This is a genomic window from Klebsiella sp. S69, assembly GCF_016516145.1.
GTDB classification, from domain to species: domain Bacteria; phylum Pseudomonadota; class Gammaproteobacteria; order Enterobacterales; family Enterobacteriaceae; genus Klebsiella; species Klebsiella oxytoca.
Genome location: NZ_JACVUU010000075.1, coordinates 1 through 1,081, shown reverse-complemented (window position 1 = coordinate 1,081; position 1,081 = coordinate 1). Strand labels below are relative to the sequence as shown.

Below are 1,081 nucleotides of genomic sequence, written 5' to 3'. Positions count from 1 at the left end.
TGTGAAATGTTGGGTTAAGTCCCGCAACGAGCGCAACCCTTATCCTTTGTTGCCAGCGGTCCGGCCGGGAACTCAAAGGAGACTGCCAGTGATAAACTGGAGGAAGGTGGGGATGACGTCAAGTCATCATGGCCCTTACGAGTAGGGCTACACACGTGCTACAATGGCATATACAAAGAGAAGCGACCTCGCGAGAGCAAGCGGACCTCATAAAGTATGTCGTAGTCCGGATTGGAGTCTGCAACTCGACTCCATGAAGTCGGAATCGCTAGTAATCGTGGATCAGAATGCCACGGTGAATACGTTCCCGGGCCTTGTACACACCGCCCGTCACACCATGGGAGTGGGTTGCAAAAGAAGTAGGTAGCTTAACCTTCGGGAGGGCGCTTACCACTTTGTGATTCATGACTGGGGTGAAGTCGTAACAAGGTAACCGTAGGGGAACCTGCGGTTGGATCACCTCCTTACCTGAAAGAACCTGCCTTTGTAGTGTCCACACAGATTGTCTGATGAAAAATAAGCAGTAAGAAAATCTCTGCAGGCTTGTAGCTCAGGTGGTTAGAGCGCACCCCTGATAAGGGTGAGGTCGGTGGTTCAAGTCCACTCAGGCCTACCAAATTCGCTCCCGTGCTGCGTTGTGAAATAACTCGCATACTTCAGTATGCTTCGTTCTTCCACGCCTTGCCCGGAACCGAATTACGGTAAATGAGATTTTAACTACGATGGGGCTATAGCTCAGCTGGGAGAGCGCCTGCTTTGCACGCAGGAGGTCTGCGGTTCGATCCCGCATAGCTCCACCATCATTACTGCCAAAAACAAGAAAACTTCAGAGTGTACCTGAAAAGGTTCACTGCGAAGTTTTGCTCTTTAAAAATCTGGATCAAGCTGAAAATTGAAACGACACACAGCTAATGTGTGTTCGAGTCTCTCAAATTTTCGCGACACGATGATGTTTTACGAAACATCTTCGGGTTGTGAGGTTAAGCGACTAAGCGTACACGGTGGATGCCCTGGCAGTCAGAGGCGATGAAGGACGTGCTAATCTGCGAAAAGCGTCGGTAAGGTGATATGAACCGTTATA

2 tRNA genes and 2 rRNA genes are annotated in these 1,081 nt (G+C 49.8%); all 4 read left to right on the top strand.

Annotation, left to right across the window (positions count from 1 at the left end):
• Positions 1-467 (top strand): 16S ribosomal RNA (locus IAE27_RS29280); the annotation flags it as partial.
• A gap of 72 nt (positions 468-539) precedes the next feature.
• Positions 540-616: transfer RNA gene (locus IAE27_RS29275), tRNA-Ile, on the top strand.
• A 108-nt stretch (positions 617-724) separates the two neighbouring features.
• Positions 725-800: transfer RNA gene (locus tag IAE27_RS29270), tRNA-Ala, on the top strand.
• 178 nt (positions 801-978) lie between these two features.
• Positions 979-1,081 (top strand): 23S ribosomal RNA (locus IAE27_RS29265); the annotation flags it as partial.